The 17,236-nt window shown below is 73.0% G+C and carries 13 protein-coding genes; 10 read left to right on the top strand and 3 right to left on the bottom strand.

The genetic code is table 11. The features are described 5' to 3' along the window. Positions 1 to 143: 143 nt before the first annotated feature. On the top strand, positions 144 to 1,967 hold the full coding sequence (locus tag ACAX67_RS00800) for a phosphoenolpyruvate carboxykinase (GTP) (protein WP_370701910.1): 1,824 nt from the start codon (positions 144 to 146) through the stop codon (positions 1,965 to 1,967). 73 nt (positions 1,968 to 2,040) lie between these two features. Next, positions 2,041 to 3,201, top strand: coding sequence for a zinc-binding dehydrogenase (locus tag ACAX67_RS00795; RefSeq protein WP_370701909.1), 1,161 nt, complete (start codon positions 2,041 to 2,043; stop codon positions 3,199 to 3,201). Positions 3,202 to 3,219: 18 nt separating this feature from the next. On the opposite strand, the gene ACAX67_RS00790 is transcribed toward ACAX67_RS00795, so the two are convergent. Further along, positions 3,220 to 4,800 (bottom strand): adenylate/guanylate cyclase domain-containing protein, encoded by a 1,581-nt coding sequence (locus ACAX67_RS00790; RefSeq protein WP_370701908.1) that lies wholly within the window; start codon positions 4,798 to 4,800, stop codon positions 3,220 to 3,222. Between the two features lie 39 nt (positions 4,801 to 4,839). Here ACAX67_RS00790 and ACAX67_RS00785 point away from each other — a divergent pair, with 39 nt between their 5' ends. The 7 genes from ACAX67_RS00785 to ACAX67_RS00755 are packed head-to-tail and all read left to right on the top strand — an operon-like array spanning position 4,840 to position 15,464. Further along, positions 4,840 to 5,331, top strand: coding sequence for a nuclear transport factor 2 family protein (locus ACAX67_RS00785; RefSeq protein ID WP_370701907.1), 492 nt, complete (start codon positions 4,840 to 4,842; stop codon positions 5,329 to 5,331). 21 nt (positions 5,332 to 5,352) lie between these two features. Continuing rightward, the gene (locus ACAX67_RS00780) at positions 5,353 to 5,856 is read left to right on the top strand and encodes a PGPGW domain-containing protein (protein WP_370701906.1); all 504 of its coding nucleotides are present in this window, start codon (positions 5,353 to 5,355) and stop codon (positions 5,854 to 5,856) included. 53 nt (positions 5,857 to 5,909) lie between these two features. Then, on the top strand, positions 5,910 to 9,242 hold the full coding sequence (gene recC / locus ACAX67_RS00775; protein ID WP_370701905.1) for an exodeoxyribonuclease V subunit gamma: 3,333 nt from the start codon (positions 5,910 to 5,912) through the stop codon (positions 9,240 to 9,242). Continuing rightward, complete coding sequence (locus ACAX67_RS00770) at positions 9,239 to 12,589, top strand: UvrD-helicase domain-containing protein (protein ID WP_370701904.1); 3,351 nt, start codon at positions 9,239 to 9,241, stop codon at positions 12,587 to 12,589. The genes recC and ACAX67_RS00770 overlap by 4 nt, the downstream gene beginning before the upstream one ends. Beyond that, complete coding sequence (gene recD, locus ACAX67_RS00765; protein WP_370701903.1) at positions 12,586 to 14,328, top strand: exodeoxyribonuclease V subunit alpha; 1,743 nt, start codon at positions 12,586 to 12,588, stop codon at positions 14,326 to 14,328. Before ACAX67_RS00770 ends, recD begins: the two co-directional genes overlap by 4 nt. Before the next feature lie 20 nt (positions 14,329 to 14,348). Then, complete coding sequence (locus ACAX67_RS00760; RefSeq protein ID WP_370701902.1) at positions 14,349 to 14,957, top strand: ACT domain-containing protein; 609 nt, start codon at positions 14,349 to 14,351, stop codon at positions 14,955 to 14,957. Between the two features lie 51 nt (positions 14,958 to 15,008). Beyond that, entirely contained in the window at positions 15,009 to 15,464 is a 456-nt protein-coding gene (locus ACAX67_RS00755; RefSeq protein WP_370701901.1) for a nitroreductase family deazaflavin-dependent oxidoreductase, read from the top strand. Here the strand turns inward: ACAX67_RS00755 and trxA are convergent. Next, positions 15,454 to 15,813, bottom strand: coding sequence for a thioredoxin (trxA, locus tag ACAX67_RS00750; RefSeq protein ID WP_370701900.1), 360 nt, complete (start codon positions 15,811 to 15,813; stop codon positions 15,454 to 15,456). The genes ACAX67_RS00755 and trxA overlap by 11 nt on opposite strands. Beyond that, on the bottom strand, positions 15,810 to 16,181 hold the full coding sequence (locus tag ACAX67_RS00745; protein ID WP_370701899.1) for a MerR family transcriptional regulator: 372 nt from the start codon (positions 16,179 to 16,181) through the stop codon (positions 15,810 to 15,812). Before ACAX67_RS00745 ends, trxA begins: the two co-directional genes overlap by 4 nt. Before the next feature lie 106 nt (positions 16,182 to 16,287). Between ACAX67_RS00745 and ACAX67_RS00740 the strand changes: the two genes are divergently transcribed. Further along, entirely contained in the window at positions 16,288 to 17,232 is a 945-nt protein-coding gene (locus ACAX67_RS00740; protein ID WP_370701898.1) for a 1,4-dihydroxy-2-naphthoyl-CoA synthase, read from the top strand. Positions 17,233 to 17,236 lie beyond the last annotated feature (4 nt).

Genomic DNA, 17,236 nt, shown 5'->3' with positions numbered 1-17,236 from the left:
GCGAACGAGCCTCGTCGAGTGTCATGGTGGCTCTCGTCGCGGACGACGGTGTCCACGGTTCAGGCATTCACCCACCTGGGATTTCGGGCACCTGAGCGTGAGGTAGCGTGCCCCCACCAATCGGACGCGAAAGGCTTTAGACGATGGTCGATGTGGAGCGGGTTCTCGACGAAGCGGGGCTCTCCAACACCTATGTTCGTGAGTACGTCGCCCACTGGGCCGGGGTGACCGGCGCCGACCGGATCGAGGTCGTCTCCGCGTCCGACGACGCACGCCTGGTCCAGGAGGCGCTCGACGCCGGCGAGCTGCTGCCGGCCGGCGAGGGCCTCTACTACTCGCGCTCCTACTTCAAGGACACCGCGCGCGCCGAGGAGCGGACGATCGTCGCCACGAGCAACGAGTCCGACAAGGGCACCTACAACAACTGGCGGCCGGCGGCGGAGATGAAGCCGCTGCTCGTCGACCTGATGACCGGCGCGTCGGCCGGCAAGACGATGTACGTCATCCCCTACCTGATGGCGCCGAAGGGCTCCCCGCTCGAGAACTTCGCCGCGGGCGTCGAGCTCACCGACAACCGCAACGTCGTGCTGCAGATGATCCGCATGGCGCGCGTCGGCGTGGAGTACATCAACGACCTCGGCGACTCCTTCGTCAAGGCCGTCCACGTGACCGGCGACCTGGAGAACCTCGGCCAGGGCACGCCTGACGACAAGCGCTACTTCGTGACCGTGGCCGACGAGCGGACGATCCTGCACTTCGGTTCGTCGTACGGCGGCAACGCGCTCCTGGGCAAGATCGCCCACGGCCTGCGCCAGGGCTCCTACGACGGCTGGAAGAACGGCTTCCTGGTGGAGCAGTTCATGCTGCTCGGCATCACCGACAAGGAGACCGGCGCGAAGTACAACATCTGCGGCGGGTTCCCGAGCGCCTCGGGCAAGACCAACCTCGCGATGACGCTGGCTCCCGACGCCCTCGGCGACCGCTACTACGTCGAGTTCTACGGCGACGACATCGCGTGGCTGTGGGTCGGCGACGACGGCAAGCTCTACGGGATGAACCCGGAGAACGGCGTCTTCGGCGTCGCGAAGGACACCAACGAGAAGACCAACCCGACCGCGATCGACTCGATCGTCCCGGGCACCGGTGCGATCTTCACCAACGTCGCCTACAACGAGAAGACGCAGCAGGTCTGGTGGGAGGGTCGCGGCGAGAAGCCGACCGACCTCGACGGCTGGCTGGACTGGAAGGGCGAGCGCATCGCCGACCGCGCCGAGGAGAACGCCGACGACCCGTGGGCGCACCCCAACAGCCGGTTCACCACCACGCTGGAGAACGTGCCCAACGTGGCGAAGGACTTCGAGGACCCTGCAGGCGTCGAGATCCACGGCATCATCTTCGGTGGCCGCACCCGCGACCGTGAGCCGCTGATCCGCGCGATCGACGACGTCGCCGAGGGCGTCTACGACGGCCTCACGCTCGGCGCCGAGGCGACCGCCGCGGCCGACGGCCTCGAGGGCGTGCTCCGCTACGACCCGATGTCGATGCGCCCGTTCATGTCCTACCCCGAGGCCGACTACGCCGCGCACTGGCTGAAGGTGATCGGCGCCGCGACGGAGAAGCCCGTCTTCGCGCACGTCAACTGGTTCCAGCGCGGCGACGACGGTCGCTTCCTGTGGCCCGGCTACCGCGAGAACCTCCGCCCGCTGCTCTGGCTGATGCAGTACAAGAACGGCGAGGTCAAGGGCGTGCAGACGCCGGTCGGCGTGATCCCGGCCCGCGACGAGCTCAACCTCGACGGTCTCGACGAGCAGGGCCTGGCCGACCTCGACACGATCCTCACGATCGACACCGAGCGCTGGCAGCAGGAGATGGGCCACCGCGAGAAGCACCTCGCCCAGTTCGACGGCCTTCCCGAGGAGATCTGGGAGGCCCACCGCCGGGTCGCCAAGGCACTCGACGACGCCTGATCGCGAGCGAGCGCCCGATCCACCGGCCGACCAGTGGATCGGGCGCTCGTGATTTTTGGCTAGGGTCCGACCCATGCGCGCTGTCACCTGTCACCGGGCGGAGCTGGAGGTCGAGGACGTCGCCGACCCGGTCCCGGAGCGGGGGCAGGTGCTGATCGACGTGGAGCGGTGCGGGATCTGCGGGTCCGACCTGCACGCGCGCACCAGCTGCGACGAGACGGCGGACGACGTCGCGGCGCTGGGCTACGACGGGTTCATGCGCTCCGACCAGCGCGTGGTGATGGGCCACGAGTTCGTCGGCACCGTCGCCGACTACGGCCCGCGCACGAAGCGCACCTGGCCGGTCGGCACCCGGGTGGTCTCGCTCCCGGTGCTGCGCGCCGGCGACGCCGTCCACCTGACGGGCCTGAGCGAGCAGGCCCCGGGCGGGTACGCCGAGCAGGTGCTCGCCACCGCGTCGATGACCATGAAGGTACCCGACGGCCTCGCGGCCGACCACGCGGCGCTCACCGAGCCGATGGCGGTCGCGCTGCACGCCGTGCGCAAGGGACGGGTCGGTGCGAAGGACACCGCCGTGGTCGTCGGCTGCGGCCCGATCGGGCTGGCCGTCGTGCTCATGCTGAAGGCGACCGGGGTGCGCCACGTCATCGCGAGCGACTACTCTCCCGGCCGGCGGGAGCTGGCCCGGCTGTGCGGCGCCGACGTGGTGGTCGACCCCGCGACCGAGTCGCCCTGGAGCTCGTTCGAGGACTCCAAGCGCTACCTCACCAACCCGATCGCGCTGGCCGAGCTCGGCCTGGACGCGATGGACAAGCTGCGCGCCGTGCCGCTGCTGCCGTGGGCGCACGTCATGCGCGCGGCGGAGAAGGCGGGAGCCACGCCGCGCGGGCCGGTCGTCTTCGAGTGCGTCGGGGTGCCGGGGATGATCGAGCACGTCGTCTCCTCCGCGCCGCTCCTCACCCGCGTCGTCGTCGTGGGCGTGTGCATGGCGACCGACTCCTTCCGGCCGTCGATGGCGATCAACAAGGAGATCGAGCTGCGCTTCGCGTTCGCCTACGACCCGAGCGAGTTCCACCAGACCCTGCAGTGGATCGGCTCGGAGAAGGTCGACGTGTCGCCGCTCGTCACCGGCACCGTCGGGCTCGACGGTGTCGCGGGGGCCTTCGACGCGCTCCGCGACCCCGAGCGGCACGCGAAGATCCTCGTCGACCCGGCGAGCGCCGCGACCGTCTGACCGCCGCGGCGCGAGGTATCAGACCGGCACCGCCAGCGCGGTCTTCTCCGTGCGTCCCCGGAGCAGGACGGAGCCGTGCTTCTCCCAGTGGATCGTCTCCTCCGCGTGGCCGCGCTCGGCCGCGGCGACGACGGTGTCCCAGGTCGCGACCACCCCGAAGCCGGTCTCCTTGGCGAGGTCGGTGAGTCGCGAGGCGGAGTTCACCGCGTCCCCGATCACGGTGTACTCGTAGCGCAGCTCGTGCCCGACGTTGCCGGCCACGACCGTGCCGGTGGCGACCCCGATGCCGGCCCCGATCTCCGGCAGCTCCTCGGCCAGCCGCTCCGCCATCGCCCGGGCCGCGCCGAGGGCCGCCGCGGCGTGGTCGGGGTCGGCCGAGGGCACCCCGAAGATGGCGAGCACGGCGTCGCCCATGAACTTGTTGACAAGGCCTCCGCGACGGTCGACCTCGTCGACCACGACGCCGAAGAACCGGTTCAGCACCCCGACCACCTCGGCCGGCGAGTGACCCGCTGCGAAGCCCGTCGAGCCGGTCAGGTCGACGAAGAGCACCGACGCCGTCCGGGTCTCGCCACCGAGCTTGACCTCGCCGGTCTCCACGTCGAAGGCGGCCGCGGCGACGTCGTGGCCGACGTGCCGGCCGAAGAGGTCGCGCAGCTTCTCGCGCTCGCGCAGGCCGGCGGCCATGCGGTTGAAGCCGCTCTGCAGCGCGCCGAGCTCGGTGCCGTCGTAGACGACGACGTCGGTGTCGAGGTCGCCCTCCTCGACGGCGCGGAGCGCCTCCCGCACCGACGTGATCGGCGCGACGACGGAGCGGGCGTTGAGGTCGGTCAGGAGGAGGCCGAAGACCAGGACGGCCGTCGACGTGGCGATCGTGACGACGGCCATCTGGTCGAGGCTGGTGTCCTTCGGGGAGGTCAGCGCGAGGATCGCGGCGACGAGCAGCCCACCCAGCGGCACAGCGGTCCCGATCGCCCAGAAGAGCACCATCCGCGGGCCGACGCCCACGAAGCGCACCCGGTCGGTGACCTCGGTGCCCTCGAGCGCGCGCGCCGCGACCGGCCGCAGGGTGAACTCGGTCAGCAGGTAGGAGACGCCCGCGACGACGAGCGCGCCGATGCCCACCGTGAGGCCGGTCGACACCGCGCGCTCGGGCTGCACGACGAGGGTGAGCACCGTGAACAGGCAGCTGCCCGCGAGCCACAGGGTCAGCTGCATCACGGTGAGGTGGAGCGGCACGTTGAGCGCCTCGCGCCGCTGCTTGTCCGTGGGCACCACCTCCGGGCCCTGGGTCGCCCACCGGAGCGCACGGAGGCTGGCCGCCGTACCCCAGATGACGCCGACGACGGCCGCCACGACGACGTACGTCGGGACGGCGATCGCCAGCGCGACGTACATGTCGTGGTCGGGCGCCGGGGCGGGCACGGCGAAGTTGTTGACGACGAACACCAGGCCGGCGCCGAAGACGTTGGTGCTGAGGGCCACGGCGGTCAGCAGCACCTGGATCCGGATCCGCAGCCTGCGGGGGTCCTGCTCGCGCGGCCCGAGGATGCGCGCGCCGAAGGGACTCCGCTGGTGGGCGGTCGTCGAGCGCGACATGCGGCGAGCCTAGTGGCTCGGAGTGGTTTGATTCGTGCCGTGAGCTTCACCGCCGACGAGATCACCGAGGCCTACGCGGCCTTCCATGCCGAGGTCTCGGGCTTCGTCGAGACCGGGGACTGGACGGGCTACGCCGACCTCTTCACGCCCGACGCCGAGTACGTCGAGCACGCGATGGGCACCTTCCGCGGCAGGGAGGAGATCCGCGCCTGGTCGGTGCGCACGATGACGTCCTATCCCGGACGGCTGATGACGGGCTTCCCGCTGAGCTGGCAGGTCGTCGACGCCGATGCCGCGCGGCTGGTCTGCGAGGTGCGCAACCCGATGCCCGATCCCGGCGACGGGACGGTGCTGGAGGAGCCCAACATCACGATCATGACGTACGCCGGCGACGGGCTCTTCTCCCGCGAGGAGGACGTCTACAACCCGCTGCGCTTCCACGAGATGTCGATGCGCTGGGCCCGGATCGCGGTGGCGCACGGTCGGGCCGACGAGGACGTGGTCGGCTACCTGCAGCGGTTCGGTGGTTGATCCCTCGGGCAGGATGCTGGCATGACCGGCGCTGCCAAACGACACCTCATCGGAGCCGCCGGCTTCCTCATCGTCGTCGTGGGCATCGCGGCGATCCCGCTGCCGGGTCCGGGGTGGATGCTGCTCTACGCCGGCGTCAAGGTCTTGTCGACGCAGTACGAGTGGGCCGAGCGTTTCCTCGATCCCGTCGAGCTGCGGGCGCTCCGTGGCGCGGCCCAGGCCGTCCAGACGCCGGCGCGCGTCGCGGCCTCGACCGTCTTCGCGCTCGCCATCGGGGCCTTCGGAGTGCTGTGGATCGTCGGCCCGGGAGCCCCCTCGTGGTGGCCGATGGACGACCGGTGGTGGCTAGCCGGCGGCACGTGGACCGGAGTCACGATGCTGGTGTCCTGCGTGCTGGCACTCGCGCTGCTGGTCTACTCGTTCCGGCGCTTCTACGGCAAGCCGGACGCTGTGGAGGCGCTCTCGAAGCAGCTGGACGAGGCCGACGAGGACCTCAAGGAGAGCCTTCACCGCGACCACGGGTGAATGCCGCCCTCCGCGGACGTTCCGTCCGACCTTCCGGCTAGCCTCGGCCCGCGATGACTCTCCACCTCCACCGCGCCACGCGCACCGACCAGCTCGCCGACCGCCTCGGCGAGCTGCTGGCCGCGCCGTTGGCCGACCCGTTCGCCGCGGAGGTCGTGGTGGTGCCCGCCAAGGGCGTGGAGCGCTGGCTCTCGCAGCGGTTGTCCCACCGGCTGGGCACCGCGCCGGGCCGCGGTGACGGGGTGTGCGCCGGGGTCGACTTCCGGAGCCCGCGCTCGCTCTTCTCCGTGGTCGCGGCGCGCGGCGACGACGACCCGTGGACGGCCGACGCCCTGACGTGGCCGCTGCTCCAGGTGATCGACGCGGTGGTCGACGAGCCGTGGGCGGCGACCCTGGCGCGCCACCTCGGCCATGGTGTCGCGGGCGACGACGGCGAGCTGCGGCGCGGTCGTCGGTTCGCGACCGCGCGCCGGCTCGCGGCCCTCTTCGCGTCGTACGCCGCCCAACGGCCGTCGCTGGTCGCCGACTGGGCCGCGGGCAGCGACACCGACGGAGCGGGCGCGCCCGTCCCCGCCGACCTGGCCTGGCAGCCCCGGCTGTGGCGCCGCCTGGCCGAGGTCGTCCCCGGCCCCGACCCCGTGCGGCGGCAGGCGGAGGCGCTCGAGCGGCTGCGTGCCGACCCGGCCGCGGTCGATCTCCCGGAGCGGGTCAGCCTCTTCGGGCACACCCGTCTCGCGGCGGGTGACCTCGCGCTGCTCGACGCCCTCGGCGCCGGGCGCGAGGTCCATCTCTGGCTGCCCCACCCCTCGCCCGCGCTGTGGTCGCGCCTCGACGACCTCTCGGGGGCGGTCCGCCGCACCGACGACCGATCCCACCTGCAGGTCGGTCACCCGCTGCTCGCGACCCTCGGCCGGGACACCCGCGAGCTGCAGCGAGCACTGGGCGGCCTGGCCCGCACCGACGACGCGGTGGCCGCGCCCCCGGCGCGCGGCGGCACGCTGCTCTCCTGGCTGCAGGAGGACCTCCGCGCCAACGCCCCGGGCCACCCGGACACCCGCACGGTGCCTGTCACCGACCGGTCGGTGCAGCTGCACGCGTGCCACGGTCCGGCGCGGCAGGTGGAGGTGCTGCGCGAGGTGCTGCTCGGGCTGCTGGCCGACGACGAGACCCTCGAGCCGCGCGACGTTCTCGTCATGTGCCCCGACATCGAGGGCTACGCGCCGCTGCTGTCGGCGGCGTTCGGCCTGGCCGACGTGGTCGGTCCCGGCGGGCATCCCGCCCACGGGTTGCGCGTGAGCCTCGCCGACCGGGCGCTCGACCGGACCAACCCCGTGCTGGCGGTGGTCGCCCGCGTGCTCGACCTCGCCGGTGGCCGGGCCGGCGTCGGGGCGGTCCTCGACCTGGCGCACGCCGATCCGGTGCGACGCCGCTTCGGCCTGCGCGACGACGACCTCGACCTCCTCGCGACCTGGGTGCAGCAGACCGGGGTGAAGTGGGGCTTCGACGCCGAGCACCGCACCGAGTTCGGCCTGGCCGACTACGGCGACAACACGTGGCGCGCCGGGCTCGACCGGTTGCTCGCCGGCGTGGCCCTCTCCGACGACAGCGACGTGCTGCTGGGCGACGTGCTGCCGCTCGACGACGTCGGGAGCGGCGACATCGACCTCATCGGGCGGCTCGCCGAGCTGGTCGCCCGCCTGGAGGCGGTGACCGACCAGCTGGTCGGCACCCATCCCCTCGACCACTGGCTCGACACGATCGAGCGAGGGGTCGCCGCGCTGACGTCGGTGCGCTCCGGCGACGCGTGGCAGCTCGGCCAGGTGCAGCGCGAGCTCGACGGGCTGCGCACCTCCGCCGGGGGCGACGTCGAGCTCCGCCTGCCCGACGTGCGGGCGATGTTCGGCGACCGTCTCTCCGGACGGCCGACCCGCGCCAACTTCCGCACCGGCGTCCTCACGGTCTCCACGCTGGTCCCGATGCGGTCGGTGCCGCACCGCGTCGTGTGCCTGCTCGGTCTCGACGACGGGGTCTTCCCCCGGGTCGGCGTGACCGACGGCGACGACGTGCTGGCCCGCGCCCCGCTGACCGGCGAGCGCGATCCGCGCAGCGAGGACCGGCAGCTGCTGCTCGACGCCGTGCTCGCCGCCACCGACACCCTCGTCATCACCTACACCGGGGCCAACGAGTACACCGGGCAGACCCGCCCGCCGGCCGTGCCGGTCGGCGAGCTGCTCGACGCGCTCGACCTCACCGCGACGACCCCGAGCGGGGGCGCGGTCTCCGAGCAGGTCCGCATCGACCACCCGCTGCAGCCCTTCGACCGTCGCAACCTGACGGAGGGCACCCTCGTGCCAGGTGCGGCGTTCGCGTTCGACCGGTTCGCGCTGGCCGGAGCACGCGCGGTGGAGCGGGAGCGGGTGCCGGCGCCCCCGTTCCTCACCGGCCCGCTGCCGCCGCCACCCGCCGCCGACGTGGCGCTCGACGACCTCGTCGACTTCTTCGGTGCGCCGGTCAAGGGCTTCCTCAAGCAACGGCTCGGCATCGCGCTGCCCCGCGAGGACGAGCCGGCCGACGACCGCATCCCGATCGCGCTCGAGCCGCTCGAGGAGTGGGCCGTCGGCGACCGGGTGCTCGGCGACCTCATGCGGGGTCACCACCCCGACGCCGCCGTGGCCAGGGAGAGGCGGCGCGGCGTCGTACCGCCCGGAGCCCTGGGCGACCGTCTCCTCCAGAAGGTCGCCGGTCGGGCCAAGCCGCTCGCCCGGGAGGCCCTGGCCCACACCGGGTCCGCGCCGCGCACGGTCGACGTCGACGTGGACCTCGGTGGGGGTCGCCGGCTGCGTGGCACGGTGCCGGAGGTCCACGGCGACCTGCTCGTGCGGGTGAGCTACTCCCGCCTGGGCCCGAAGCACCGGCTGCACTCCTGGATCAAGCTGCTGGCCCTCACCGCGAGCGACGCGGACCGGCCGTGGCGGTCGCTGACGATCGGCCGCGCCGAGCAGGCGCGCGCCGACCTCGACGTCTCGCGGCTCGCGCCGCTCGACCACCGGGCGACCGACTGGCTGCGCGAGCTGGTCGCGATCCGCGACCAGGGCCTGGTCGAGCCCCTCCCGCTGCCGCTGAAGACGTCGCTGAAGTACGCCCGGGCCCGGCGCACCCACACCGATGCGAGTGCCGCTCTCGACCGGGCCGACTTCCAGTCCTGGAGGTACGACGGCCGCTTCGACGGAGAGCGCCTGGAGCCCGAGCACGTGCTGGTGTGGGGGGACAAGGCTGCGCTGCCGGGCGTCGGGGAGCCGGGGGAGGGCGAGGAGCCCCACCGCTTCGGCGCGCTGGCGATGCGCGTGTGGAGCCCCTTGCTGGAGAGCGAGGTGGGGAGCTGGTGAGCACCACCGATGCCCCCGACCCCGCCGACCTGCCGGCCTTCGACCTCGTCGGGCCGCTGCCGACCGGCACGACTCTGCTCGAGGCGAGTGCCGGCACCGGCAAGACCTTCACCGTCGGGGCGCTGGTGACCCGCTACGTCGCGGAGGGCGTGGCGACCCTCGACGAGATGCTCGTCATCACGTTCAGCCGTGCGGCGACGCAGGAGCTGCGGTCCCGGGTGCGCGAGCAGCTCACCGCGGCCGAGCGGGCGGTCTCCCGCCAGCTGGCGACCGGTGACGTCCACGCCGACAACGAGGTGGTGGCCCACCTGCTCTCGGTCGGTCCCGCCGAGCTGGTCGCCCGCCAGGAGCGGCTGCGCAACGCGCTCGCCGCCTTCGACAGCGCCACGATCGCGACCACCCACCAGTTCTGCCACGTGGTGCTCCGCTCGCTCGGGGTCGCCGGCGAGAGCGACACGTCCGCGACCCTGGTGGAGTCCCTCGACGAGCTGGTCCTCGAGGTCGTCGACGATCTCTACCTCGCCGACCACGGTCATCGGGAGACGCCGCCGGTGATCACCCGCGAGGTCGCTCTGGCGATCGGCCGCGAAGCCGTGCTCCACCAGAACGTCGAGCTCGCACCACCCGACTCCTCCCACCCCGTGGCGGCCGCCCGCGCCGACTTCGCCCAGCGGGTGCGCGACGAGGTCGAGCGGCGCAAGCAGCGGCTCGGCGTCCAGTCCTACGACGACCTGCTGGCCCGCCTCGCGGCGGCCCTGGAGCACGACGACGCCCCGGCCCGCGCGCGGATGCGACAGCGGTGGCGCATCGTCCTGGTCGACGAGTTCCAGGACACCGACCCCGTCCAGTGGCAGGTGCTCGAGCGCGCCTTCCACGGGCAGTCGACCCTGATCCTGATCGGCGACCCGAAGCAGGCCATCTACGGGTTCCGCGGGGGCGACGTCGACACCTACCTGGCGGCCTCCCGCGAGGCCGGCACCCGGGCCACGCTCGGCACCAACCGTCGCTCCGACGCGGCGCTCGTGGCGAGGTTCAACGCGGCGCTCGGCAATGCCGGGCTGGGCTCGGCCGAGATCGTGGTGCGTCCGGTGGACGCCGCGCACCAGGAGACGCGGCTGGTCGGCGCCCCGCACCCGGCACCCTTCCGGGTGCGCCAGCTGCCACGCGACGACTTCAAGCTCAAGGACGGCCTGATCCCGTGGTGGCCCGCGCGGCAGCGCATCGCCGCCGACCTCGCCGCCGACGTGGTCGCGCTGCTCGACTCCGGTGCGACGTGGGCCGGCGACCCGGTCGAGGCCCACCACGTCGCGGTGCTCGTCTCCGACCGCTACCAGGGCGGGATGGTCGAGGCGGCACTGCAGAAGCGCGGGGTGCCCGTCGTGCTCAACGGCGGGGGCGACGTCTTCCTGACGCCGGCGGCCGACGACTGGCTCGCCCTCCTCAAGGCGCTCGAGGCGCCCCACCGGTCCCAGCTGGTGCGGTCCGCCGCGCTCACCTGCTTCTTCGGCTACGACGTCGCCGACCTCGTCGCCGGCGGCGACACGCTGACCGGCGAGGTGGCTGACGCGCTGCGCGACGGTGCGCTCCTGGTGCGCACCCGCGGCGTGGCCGCGCTCGTCGAGATCCTCGAGGAGCGCGGCCTCAGCAGCCGCATCCTCGCCCGGGTCGGTGGCGAGCGGCTGCTCACCGACCTGCGCCACCTCGGCCAGCTGCTGCACCAGGAGGCGGTGGGCCAGCGGCTGGGGCTGACCGCGCTGCTGGAGTGGTACCGCGACGAGCGGCTCCGCACCGCCGCCGGTGAGCGGCCGCGGCGGCTCGACTCCGATGCCCGCGCGGTGCAGATCGTCACCATCCACGGCAGCAAGGGCCTCGAGTATCCCGTCGTCTACCTGCCCTACGCCTACGCCTGCTACGAGCGTGAGCTGGCCACGGCGCTCTTCCACGACCGCTCCGACCCCGCCCGGCTGCGGCGGCTCATCGACGTCGCGGGCAGCGGCCGGCAGTGGGCGTCGAGCGTCGAGGCGCACCGCGCCGAGGAGGCGGGCGAGGAGCTGCGCAAGCTCTACGTCGCGCTGACCCGCGCCCAGTCGCAGGTCGTCGCGTGGTGGGCGCCCGACGACGGCACCGCGACCGGCGCCCTGCACCGCATGCTCTTCGGCCGGCGGCCCGGGACCCGCGACGTCCAGCGCGTCGCACCGATCGGCGACGACGAGCGCGCGCGGGAGATCCTGCGTCTCATCGAGCAGGAGTACGACGGCCCGGCCGCCGAGGTCGCCGACGTCTCCACCCGCGATCGGCTGTCCGTGGCCACCGCGGGCGACGAGCCGATGGCGGCACGGGTCTTCGCGCGCTCGATCGACACCGAGTGGCGGCGGACCTCCTACTCCGGGCTGATCCGGGTCGAGGAGCAGGCGATCGCGACGAGCGAGCCCGAGGTGCCGGGGAAGGACGACGAGCCCGGCGACGACGACGGCGAGGAGCTGTCGGTCGCAGCGAGCGCCATCGACCCGGCGCTCGACCTGCCCTCGCCGATGGCGGACCTGCCGGCCGGCGCCGGCTTCGGCTCGCTGGTGCACGCCGTGCTGGAGCACGCCGACCCCGAGGCGCCCGACCTCGTGGCGGAGCTTCGTCGGCGCGCCGCCGAGCAGCAGCGGTGGTGGCCGTCCGAGGCGACCCCCGAGGCGCTCGCCGAGGCGCTGGTGCCCCTGCACCGCACCTCGTTGGGGCCGCTCGCCGGCGGCCTCACCCTGGGCGAGATCCCGCTGCGCGACCGGCTGCGCGAGCTCGACTTCGAGATCCCCCTGGCCGGGGGCGACCTGGTGCGGGGGCGCACGGGGGAGGCGCGGCTGCGCGACCTGGCGCCGGTGCTGCGCGCCCACCTGCCGGCCGACGACCCGCTGGTCGCCTACGCCGACCGGCTCGAGGTGCCGCCGCTGGCCGACCAGACCCTGCGCGGCTATCTCTCCGGCAGCATCGACGCGGTGCTGCGACTGCCGAGCGGGCGGTTCGTCGTCGTCGACTACAAGACCAACCGGCTGGGCGAGATCGGCCGGCCGGTCACGGCCGCCGACTACGCGCCGCCGTTGCTGGCCGACGCGATGCTGCACTCCCACTACCCCCTGCAGGCGTTGCTCTACGCGGTGGTCGTGCACCGCTACCTCCGGTGGAGGCTCGCCGGCTACGACCCCGCGACCCACCTCGGCGGCGTGCTCTACCTCTACGTCCGGGGGATGTGCGGCCCGGAGACCCCGGAGGTCGAGGGTGTCCCGTGCGGCGTCTTCAGCTGGCAGCCGCCCGTCGCGCTGGTGGCCGCGCTGTCCGACCTGCTCGAGGAGGGGACGTCGTGACCGAGCTGTTCGAGGTCGAGGAGCGCGCCGACCACCGCATCGCCACGGGGGCCGAGGGCCTGCTCGCGACCTTCAACCAGGCGGGACTGCTGACCAGCGCCGACGTGCACGCCGCCCGGCGTGTCTGCGCGCTCGCGGGCGAGGGTGACCCGGAGGTCGCCCTCGCCGTCGCGCTGACCGTGCGCGCCGCGAGGCACGGATCGGTCTGCGTCGACCTGGCGGCGCTGGCCGCCGGCGAGGGCGCCGAGGAGCTGACGTGGCCCGACCCCTCCGGCTGGCAGCAGAGCATCGCCTCGAGCACGCTGGCGACGTCGGGCGTGCTGCGCCAGGAGGGCGAGCTGCTCTACCTCGACCGGTTCTGGCGCGAGGAGGGCCAGGTCCGCGACGACCTGCTGACGCGGGTGACCGCCCCGCCGCCGGTCGTCGACGACGGGCTCGACACCGAGGCCCTCCGGCTCTTCCCCGAGGGCTACGAGGAGCAACGGGCCGCCGCGCTCGCCGCCGCCCACCAGTGGACGACCGTGCTCACCGGCGGACCGGGCACCGGCAAGACCACGACGGTCGCCGGCCTCCTCGCATTGCTGGCGGCCCAGTCCGACCGGCCCCTGCGGATCGCGCTCACCGCCCCGACCGGGAAGGCCTCCGCCCGGCTCCAGCAGGCGGTCGAGGAGGCGCAGGCAGAGGCACGCTTCGCCCCGGAGGACCGTGCGCGGTTGAGCGGCACGAGCTCGTCCACGCTGCACCGGCTGCTCGGCTGGACCCCGGGCTCCCGCAACCGGTTCCGCCACCACCGGCGCAACAAGCTGCCGCACGACGTGGTCGTCGTCGACGAGACCTCGATGGTGTCGCTGACGATGATGGCCCGGCTCCTCGAGGCGGTCAGGCCCGACGCCCGGCTGGTCCTGGTGGGCGACGCCGACCAGCTCGCGAGTGTCGAGGCGGGGGCGGTGCTGGCCGACCTGGTGCAGGGCCTGGCCGACCGTGCGCCCGGCGCGGTCACGGGCCTCCGCACGACCCACCGCTACGGCGAGAGCATCGGCGCGCTCGCCGAGGCGCTGCGTCGCGGCGATCCCGACGGCGTCCTCGAGTGCCTGACGACCGGCGACGACCGGGTCGGTCTCGTCGACGCCGTCACCGGCGCCGAGGCGCTCCGCGCCCGCCTGCGCGACCACGCGCTCGCCGTACGCTCTGCCGCGCTGGCGGGAGACGCCGAGGCCGCGCTCGCCGCGATGGACGCCCACCGCCTGCTCTGCGCCCACCGCGACGGTCCCTACGGCGTCGCCCACTGGAACCGGCTCACCGAGCGCCTGGTCGCCGAGCACGACCCGTCGGTCTACCAGGAGTGGTACGCCGGCCGGCCGATCCTGGTGACCGCCAACGACTACGGACTCGGGCTGTTCAACGGCGACACCGGCGTCGTGGTGCGGGAGGGCGACCGGCTGCGCGGTGTCATCGCAGGGGTGCGCTCCCACCTGTGGCTGGCCACCGCCCGGCTCGGCGCGGTCGAGACGCTGCACGCGATGACGATCCACAAGAGCCAGGGCAGCCAGGTCGCGGAGGTGACGCTGCTCCTGCCGCCCGCCGACTCGCCCCTGCTGACCCGCGAGCTCTTCTACACCGCGGTCACGCGCGCCAAGGAGCGGGTCCGCGTCGTCGGCACGGCGGAGTCGGTGGTCGCCGCCGTGGAGCGGCGGGCACAACGCGCCAGCGGACTGACCCGTCGGCTCGCCGTCGACTGAGGGGCAAGTAGCCTCGAGGCATGCCGTTCCTGCTGCGTGTCGAGCTGCCCGACGTCCCTGGGTCGTTGGGTCGTGTCGCGACCGCCATCGGTATGTCGGGCGGCGACATCGAGGCGATCGAGATCGTCGAGAAGCGCTCCGACGGCACCGCCCTCGACGACGTGCTCCTGGAGACGGCGGAGGGCACGATGCCCGACTCGATCGTGTCGGCGTGCAACGCGCTCGACGGCGTGAAGGTGGTCTGGATCAGCCGCTACCCCGCGGGCGGCAACCTGGTGCTGGACCTGGAGGCGGTCGAGGAGCTGACCGCTGCACCCGAGGTGCTCGACAAGCTGATCGAGCTGCTCCCGGTGACGTTCCGTGCCGACTGGGCCGCGCGGGTGCACCGTGCGAAGGGCGTCGTCAGCGGCACGAGCGCCGCGCCGGAGGACCTGGAGTTCGTCGAGATCGAGTCCGCGAGCCGGCTGGAGCCGCCGACGGAGGACGACGTCACCCTCTACGCGGCGGCGCGGCTCGACGGCAACGAGGTCGTGGTGATCGGCCGTCGCGGTGGTCCCGAGTTCGTCGACTCCGAGATCGCCCGCCTGGGTCATCTCACGGGTCTGGCCGTCACGATCGCCCGCACCTGAGCCGTCCGTTCGCCGGGAATGCGCGGCGGCCGGTCGGGCATTGCCACAGGTATGACTGAACTTCTCGAGGGTGAGTACGAGCCGAGCCCGGCGGACTGGGTCCGCGAGCAGGTGGAGACCTACGAGGCGACCGGCGGGCGCGAGGCCAACGTGCTGCGCGGCCACCCCGACTGGCCGATCGTGGTGATCACCTCGAAGGGCGCGAAGTCGGGCAAGCTCCGCAAGAACCCGGTGATGCGCGTCGAGCGCGACGGGAAGTACGTCGCGATCGCCTCGAAGGGCGGCGCCCCCGACAACCCGAGCTGGTACGCCAACTTCGTCGCGCACCCGGTGGTCCAGCTGCAGGACGGGCCCGAGCCCGCCCTCTACGAGGCCCGTCTCGTCGAGGGCGAGGAGCGCCAGCAGTGGTGGGACCTCGCCGTGGACACGTGGGACACCTACGCGGAGTACCAGAAGAAGACCGACCGGGAGATCCCGGTCTTCGTCCTGGAACCACTCAGCGCCTGAGCACCTTGTCGAGCTCGCGGTCGAGCGCCGCCTTGGGCCGGGCCCCGCGCAGCTCGAGCACCAGCTCGCCGCGGTCGAAGACCAGCAGCGTGGGCAGGCCGAGCACGCGGTAGCGCGCACCGGTGACGGGGTGGTCGTCGCTGTTGAGCTTGACCACCTTCAGCTCGCCCTGCCGCTCGGCGGCGATCTGCTCCAGCACCGGGGCGATCTGGTGGCACGGGCCGCACCACTGGGCCCAGAAGTCGACGAGCACCGGCGTCGCCGCGTCGAGCACGTCGGTCTGGAAGTCGGCGTCCGTCGTGTCGGTCGTGACGCGGCCTGCGTGGGTGGCGGGCGTGGGGCTGGTCATGCGGTCTCCTCGGTTCGGTAGGACTCGGCGTCGTGCAGCAGCTCGGTGAGCTCGTCGCGCAGCGAGGACAGCTCGCTGATGCGGCGGTCGATCTCCGCGATCCGCGAGCGGTAGGCCTGCAGCGACGCGGGGCACACGTCGGCCCGGTCGTTGCCGGCGCGGAGGCAGTCGACGAACGGCACGGTCTCGTCGGCGGTGAGGCCGAGGCTGAGCAGCGCCCGGATCTCCCGCACGACCTGCACGTCGGCGGCGTCGTACTCCCGGTAGCCGTTGCTCGCCCGGTCGGGTGTGATCAACCCGCGCGACTCGTAGTAGCGCACCGCCTTGACGGTGACCCCGGCCCGGTCGGCCAGCTCCTTGATCTGCACGAGGACGACCGTAGACCTTGACCCCAGGGGCAAGGTCAACCTCTTAGGGCGACTCCTCCTCGAGGCTCGGGGTCAGCCGGTCTCCGGGGGTCGATAGCCTCCACGCATGAGTGCGATCGAGGGCGTGTCCGAGACGTTCGACCCGCAGGCCTGGGACGAGGTCCCCGGCTTCGACGACCTGACGGACCTGACCTACCACCGCGCGAAGGCGCACGGCACGGTGCGGATCGCGTTCGACCGGCCCGACGTGCTCAACGCGTTCCGCCCGCACACCGTCGACGAGCTGCTGCGCACGCTCGAGCATGCCCGCACCTCCGCCGATGTCGGGTGCGTGATCCTCACCGGCAACGGCCCGAGCGCCAAGAACGGCAAGCGCAGCTTCTGCACCGGCGGCGACCAGCGGATCCGCGGCAAGGCCGGCTACCAGTACGAGGACGGGACGATCGGTGCGGACGACACCGGTGCCGAGGAGCCGAGCGCGATCGACAAGGCCAAGCTCGCGCGCCTGCACATCCTCGAGTGCCAGCGCCTGATCCGCTTCATGCCGAAGGTCGTCATCTGCGTCGTGCCGGGGTGGGCGGCCGGCGGTGGCCACTCCCTCCACGTCGTCTCCGACCTCACCCTCGCCAGTGCCGAGCACGCGCGCTTCAAGCAGACCGACGCGGACGTGGGGTCCTTCGACGGCGGCTACGGCTCGGCGTACCTCGCCCGCCAGGTCGGCCAGAAGTACGCCCGCGAGATCTTCTTCCTCGCCGAGGAGTACGACGCCGCCGACGGCATGCGCATGGGCACCGTCAACCGCGCCGTGCCGCACGCCGAGCTCGAGGCCGTCGCGCTGGAGTGGGGCCGGATCATCAACGGCAAGAGCCCCACGGCGATGCGGATGCTGAAGTACGCCTTCAACCTGCCCGACGACGGTCTGGTCGGCCAGCAGCTGTTCGCCGGCGAGACCACGCGCCTGGCCTACATGACCGACGAGGCGCAGGAGGGTCGCGACCAGTTCCTCGAGAAGCGCGAGCCGGACTGGTCGCCGTACCCCTGGTACTACTGAGCCG

This window comes from Nocardioides candidus (genome assembly GCF_041321175.1).
Taxonomy (GTDB): Bacteria; Actinomycetota; Actinomycetes; order Propionibacteriales; family Nocardioidaceae; genus Nocardioides.
This window is presented reverse-complemented; position numbering and strand designations above follow the sequence as displayed.

Excerpts from the sequence above, each read along its gene's own strand:
- ACAX67_RS00800 (WP_370701910.1), top strand. The coding sequence starts at position 144 with ATGGTCGATGTGGAGCGGGTTCTCGACGAAGCGGGGCTCTCCAACACC.
- ACAX67_RS00795 (WP_370701909.1), top strand. The coding sequence starts at position 2,041 with ATGCGCGCTGTCACCTGTCACCGGGCGGAGCTGGAGGTCGAGGACGTC.
- ACAX67_RS00790 (WP_370701908.1), bottom strand. The coding sequence starts at position 4,800 with ATGTCGCGCTCGACGACCGCCCACCAGCGGAGTCCCTTCGGCGCGCGC.
- ACAX67_RS00780 (WP_370701906.1), top strand. The coding sequence starts at position 5,353 with ATGACCGGCGCTGCCAAACGACACCTCATCGGAGCCGCCGGCTTCCTC.
- recC (WP_370701905.1), top strand. The coding sequence starts at position 5,910 with ATGACTCTCCACCTCCACCGCGCCACGCGCACCGACCAGCTCGCCGAC.
- ACAX67_RS00760 (WP_370701902.1), top strand. The coding sequence starts at position 14,349 with ATGCCGTTCCTGCTGCGTGTCGAGCTGCCCGACGTCCCTGGGTCGTTG.
- ACAX67_RS00755 (WP_370701901.1), top strand. The coding sequence starts at position 15,009 with ATGACTGAACTTCTCGAGGGTGAGTACGAGCCGAGCCCGGCGGACTGG.
- trxA (WP_370701900.1), bottom strand. The coding sequence starts at position 15,813 with ATGACCAGCCCCACGCCCGCCACCCACGCAGGCCGCGTCACGACCGAC.
- ACAX67_RS00740 (WP_370701898.1), top strand. The coding sequence starts at position 16,288 with ATGAGTGCGATCGAGGGCGTGTCCGAGACGTTCGACCCGCAGGCCTGG.